The organism is Methylobacterium sp. CCH5-D2, assembly GCF_001556475.1.
Lineage (GTDB): Bacteria > Pseudomonadota > Alphaproteobacteria > Rhizobiales > Beijerinckiaceae > Methylobacterium > Methylobacterium hispanicum.
Genome location: NZ_LSIX01000513.1, coordinates 1 through 4,306, shown reverse-complemented (window position 1 = coordinate 4,306; position 4,306 = coordinate 1). Strand labels below are relative to the sequence as shown.

Genomic DNA, 4,306 nt, shown 5'->3' with positions numbered 1-4,306 from the left:
CGCGAAGCGGGCGTCGGCGGCGACAAGCCGGACCCGGCCAAGGAGGCCGCCATGAAGGCGCTCGCGATCCGCGACGCGCCCAAGGAGGCGACCGCGCAGGACTACGTGAAGGAAGCGCCGAAGGCCGGCTACTGCGCGGGGATCGCGGACGCCGCCGCCGACGCCCGCTTCGCGTGGCAGAAGGAGCAGCTCGCGGCGCTGGAGCGCGACGTCGAGGCGCGCATCGCCAAGCTCGAGGCCAAGCGCGCCGAGTACGAGGACTGGCTCCGCCGCCGCAACGAATTCCTGGCCAAGGCCGACGCGGGGGTGGTGGCGCTCTACGCCAAGATGCGGCCGGACGCTGCCGCGCCCCAGCTCGCCACCATGCCGGAGGACGCGGCCGCCGCGATCCTCACCAAGCTCAACGCCCGCGCGGCGAGCGCCATCCTCGCCGAGATGGAATCGGCCCGCGCCGCCGGGCTCGCCCGCAAGATGTCGGACCTCGGCCGCAAGGCGGCCGAGAGGACGAGCGAGCCCAAGAAGGACGAGAGATCGTGACCCCCCTCCGCTTGTCCGCGCTCGCCCTGGCGCTCGCCCTGGGCGCCTGCCAGAGCACCCTCGACCCGATCGGCCGCCCGCCCGTGCTCACCCCCGTGGGCGCCGGCCTCAGCCCGCCGCGCGAACCCCTGCCCGTCACCTTCGGGGCGCTGGGGCCGCGCTCGGGCTACCATTCCACGTGGTCGCCGGGCAGCGCCGAGCTGTTCCAGGACCCGCGCGCCCGCAACGTCGGCGACGTGATCACGGTCAACATCGCGATCAACGACAAGGCGCAGTTCGACAACGCCACCGAGCGCTCGCGCCAGCAGAAGTCGACGCTGGGCTTCGATTTCGGCTACGGCGTCTCCGCGCTCAAGGACACCGCGACCGCCGACACCGGCATCCGCTCGGGCACGAGCACCAAGGGCGAGGGCACGATCGACCGCAAGGAGACGCTCAGCCTCTCGGTCGCGGCGGTCGTCACCGAGGTCCTGCCCAACGGCAACGTGCTGATCTCGGGCTCGCAGGAGGTCAGGGTCAACAACGAGGTCCGGGTGCTGGCGGTGGCCGGCATCGTGCGCCCGCGCGACATCTCGCGGCGCAACACCATCGAGTACGACAAGATCGCGGAGGCGCGCATCTCCTACGGCGGGCGCGGCCGGATCACCGACGTGCAGAACCCCACGCTCGGCCAGCAGATCTTCGAGACCGTCGCGCCGTTCTGAGGTTTTTTCGACATGGCCGATGCGCAGAAGAAGAAGGGCGGGGGCTCGATCGGGGCGCTCGCCCTCGCCACGCTGGTGGCGGTCGGCACGGGCGGCGCGCTCGGCGTCTACCTGCTGTCCTCGGTCGAGAAGGCCGTGGACCAGAAGGTGCGCGACGAGCAGGCCAAGCCCGTGGCCGTGCTGACCTACGCGGGCGACCTGACGCTCCGCAGCGTCGGCTCGGTGGTCACGAACCTTGCCGAGCCGCCCGAATCCTGGGTGCGCGTCGAGTCCTCGGTGGTGTTCAAGGCCGGCACCGTCCAGAACCCGGACGCGACCTTGGCCGAGATCCGCGCCGACCTGCTCGCGTATCTGCGCACCCTCTCGATGGCCCAGATCGAGGGCGCGAGCGGCCTGCAGCACCTGCGCGAGGACCTCAACGAGCGCGTGGCGCTGCGCACCAAGGGGAGCGTGCGCGAGCTGATCGTCGAATCCCTGGTGGTGCAATGACGAATCCGCGACGCTTCGGGGCAGGCCTCGGCCTCACGCTGCTCGGCCTGAGCCTCGCGGCCACCGCAGCCCACGCGCAAGCGGCGGCGGGCGGCGTCACCGGCGTGCCCGCCCTCGACCAGCTCCTGCCCGCCGGCAACGGCGCCGCCTCGGGGCGGATCCTCCAGCTCGTCGCGCTGCTCACCGTGCTGTCGCTGGCGCCGGGGCTCCTCGTGATGATGACGAGCTTCACGCGGTTCGCCGTGGCGCTCTCCTTCCTGCGCTCGGGGCTCGGGCTGCAGAGCACGCCCGCCAACCTGTTCATGGTCTCGCTCGCGCTGTTCATGACCTTCTACGTCATGGCGCCGACCTTCGACCGGGCCTGGAACGAGGGCCTGAAGCCCTTGCAGGAGAACCGGATTACCGAGGAGGAGGCCTATTCCAAGATCGTCGACCCGTTCCGCGAGTTCATGACCGCCCAGGTCCGGCCGAAGGACCTGCAGACCTTCTCGGATCTCGCCAGCCGCAACTTCCCGAAGGCGGAGTCCGGCGACAAGATCGACCTGCGCATCCTGATCCCGGCCTTCATGATCTCGGAGCTGCGCCGGGGCTTCGAGATCGGCTTCCTGATCGTGCTGCCCTTCCTGGTGATCGACGTGATCGTCTCCACCATCGTGATGTCGATGGGCATGATGATGCTGCCGCCCACCGTGATCTCGCTGCCGTTCAAGGTGCTGTTCTTCATCCTGATCGACGGCTGGAACCTCCTGGTGAGCGGGCTGGTGCGATCGTTCTTCTGAGGCGCACCGGCCTTTCACTTCCCCTCTGCGGGCAAGCTGATCGCATGGGGCGGGGGCAGGCCGGATCGCTCGGCGGGCCACCCGGATGCCCCATGAGGCGCAGGTCCCCTCTCCCATAGGGAGAGGGGGCGCGGCGCGGTTCGGGCGCGATCCGGCAGAGGTTGCCCGCCATACGCCCCCGCACAGGGGGTAGAGCGTTTGGCGTCGCGCAACCCCCGCGCAAGGCTGACCCGCCAGACAGGCTGGCGACGCATGTCACGTCGCCAGCGGGATCGGTGCAGGGATGTCGGGTCGCGAGCAGGCCGAGAGGCTGTGGAGCAACATCATCGAGCTCGGGCCGCGCCGGCTCGTGGCCCTAGGGCTCGTCGGCCTCCTCGTCTTCGTCGGCGTGGGGCTGGGCGCCTACTATCTCAGCCGCCCCGCCCAGGAGCCGCTCTACACCGGGCTCTCGCGCGAGGATGTCGGGCGCATCGGCGGCGTGCTGAAGGACAACGGCATCCCGTTCGACGTCAGCGCCGACGGCACCGCCGTGATGGTGGCCTACGGCAACACCGCCCAGGCCCGAATGCTCTTGGCCGAGAAGGGCCTGCCGCAGAGCGCCAAGTCCGGCTACGAGCTGTTCAACGATCTGGGCTCGCTCGGCATGACCTCGTTCATGCAGGAGGTGACCCGGGTGCGCGCGCTCGAGGGCGAGCTCGCCCGCACCATCCAGGGCATGAAGGGCGTGCGCGCCGCCCGCGTCCACATCGTCCTGCCCGACCGCGCCTCGTTCCGGCGCGACCAGCAGCCCCCCTCGGCCTCCGTGGTGGTGCGCACCGAGCCCGCCGACGACGTCTCGGGCGCGCAGGCGATCCGCCAGCTCGTGGCGGCGGCGATCCCCGGCCTCAAGGCCGACCGCGTCACCGTGATCAGCTCGGACGGCACCATCCTGATGTCGGGCGACGACAGCAGCCTCGCGCCCTCGGGCAAGATGGCGAGCCTGGAGCGGATCGTCAGCCGGGAGGTGCAGGACAACATCCGGCGCACGCTCACCCCCTATCTCGGCACCGGCAACTTCGAGGTCAGCGTCGCGACCCAGCTCAACACCGACAAGACGAGCACCAACGAGACGATCTACAACCCCGACCAGCGCGTCGAGCGCTCGACCCGCTCGGTGCGCGAGAGCGAGAACGCCCAGAATCGCAAGTCCGACCGCCCGACCAGCGCCCAGCAGAACCTGCCCGACCAGCGCACCCGCTCGGACGGCAACGACACCTCGTCGAACGAGACCTCCAAGAAGGAGGATCTGACGAACTACGAGATCTCCCAGAAGACGATCCAGACGGTGAGCGACGGCTACGCTATCCGCCACCTCTCGGTCGCGGTGCTGGTCAACCGCTCGCGGCTGGCCGCGCAGGGCGGGCCGGACGGCAAAGGTGAGGGCAAGGGCCCCAGCGTCGAGGCGCAGATCGCCGAGATCGAGCAGCTCGTGGCCTCGGCGGCCGGCTTCAGCAAGGAGCGCGGCGACACCGTGAAGGTCGCCGCCGTCGGCTTCATCAACGACGGCCAGTCCCTGGAGCCGGTGCCCCCGCTCTCGGCCACCGACGTGCTGCTGCGCCAGTCCGGCACCCTGATCAACGCGGCCACCATCCTGGTCGTGGCGGCCCTGCTGATCTGGTTCGGCCTGCGCCCGGCGCTGCGCGCGATCCTCGCCACGCCCGAGGCCGCCCAGACCGAGATGGCGGCGATCGAGGGCGCCGCGAACCCGGCGCTCGCCGCGGCCGGCGCGGGCGAGGCGGCGCTCGCTCCCCCCGGCGC

General features: G+C 70.8%; 5 protein-coding genes. All 5 read left to right on the top strand.

Going from position 1 to position 4,306, the window contains the following annotated elements:
* Window positions 1-537: MotE family protein (locus AX737_RS13175; protein ID WP_066922008.1), on the top strand; the 537-nt coding region annotated here is incomplete at its 5' end.
* The gene (gene flgH, locus AX737_RS13170) at window positions 531-1,241 is read left to right on the top strand and encodes a flagellar basal body L-ring protein FlgH (protein WP_156453689.1); all 711 of its coding nucleotides are present in this window, start codon (window positions 531-533) and stop codon (window positions 1,239-1,241) included. The genes AX737_RS13175 and flgH, both read left to right, overlap by 7 nt.
* Before the next feature lie 12 nt (window positions 1,242-1,253).
* On the top strand, window positions 1,254-1,730 hold the full coding sequence (locus AX737_RS13165) for a flagellar basal body-associated FliL family protein (protein ID WP_066922001.1): 477 nt from the start codon (window positions 1,254-1,256) through the stop codon (window positions 1,728-1,730).
* Window positions 1,727-2,509, top strand: coding sequence for a flagellar type III secretion system pore protein FliP (gene fliP, locus AX737_RS13160; RefSeq protein WP_066921999.1), 783 nt, complete (start codon window positions 1,727-1,729; stop codon window positions 2,507-2,509). The genes AX737_RS13165 and fliP overlap by 4 nt, the downstream gene beginning before the upstream one ends.
* 283 nt (window positions 2,510-2,792) lie before the next feature.
* The coding region (gene fliF / locus AX737_RS13155; protein ID WP_066921997.1) for a flagellar basal-body MS-ring/collar protein FliF at window positions 2,793-4,306 on the top strand (1,514 nt) is incomplete at its 3' end.

Bases quoted from the DNA above. Each gene is read 5' to 3' on its own strand.
- AX737_RS13165 (WP_066922001.1), top strand. From the start codon at position 1,254: ATGGCCGATGCGCAGAAGAAGAAGGGCGGGGGCTCGATCGGGGCGCTC.
- fliP (WP_066921999.1), top strand. From the start codon at position 1,727: ATGACGAATCCGCGACGCTTCGGGGCAGGCCTCGGCCTCACGCTGCTC.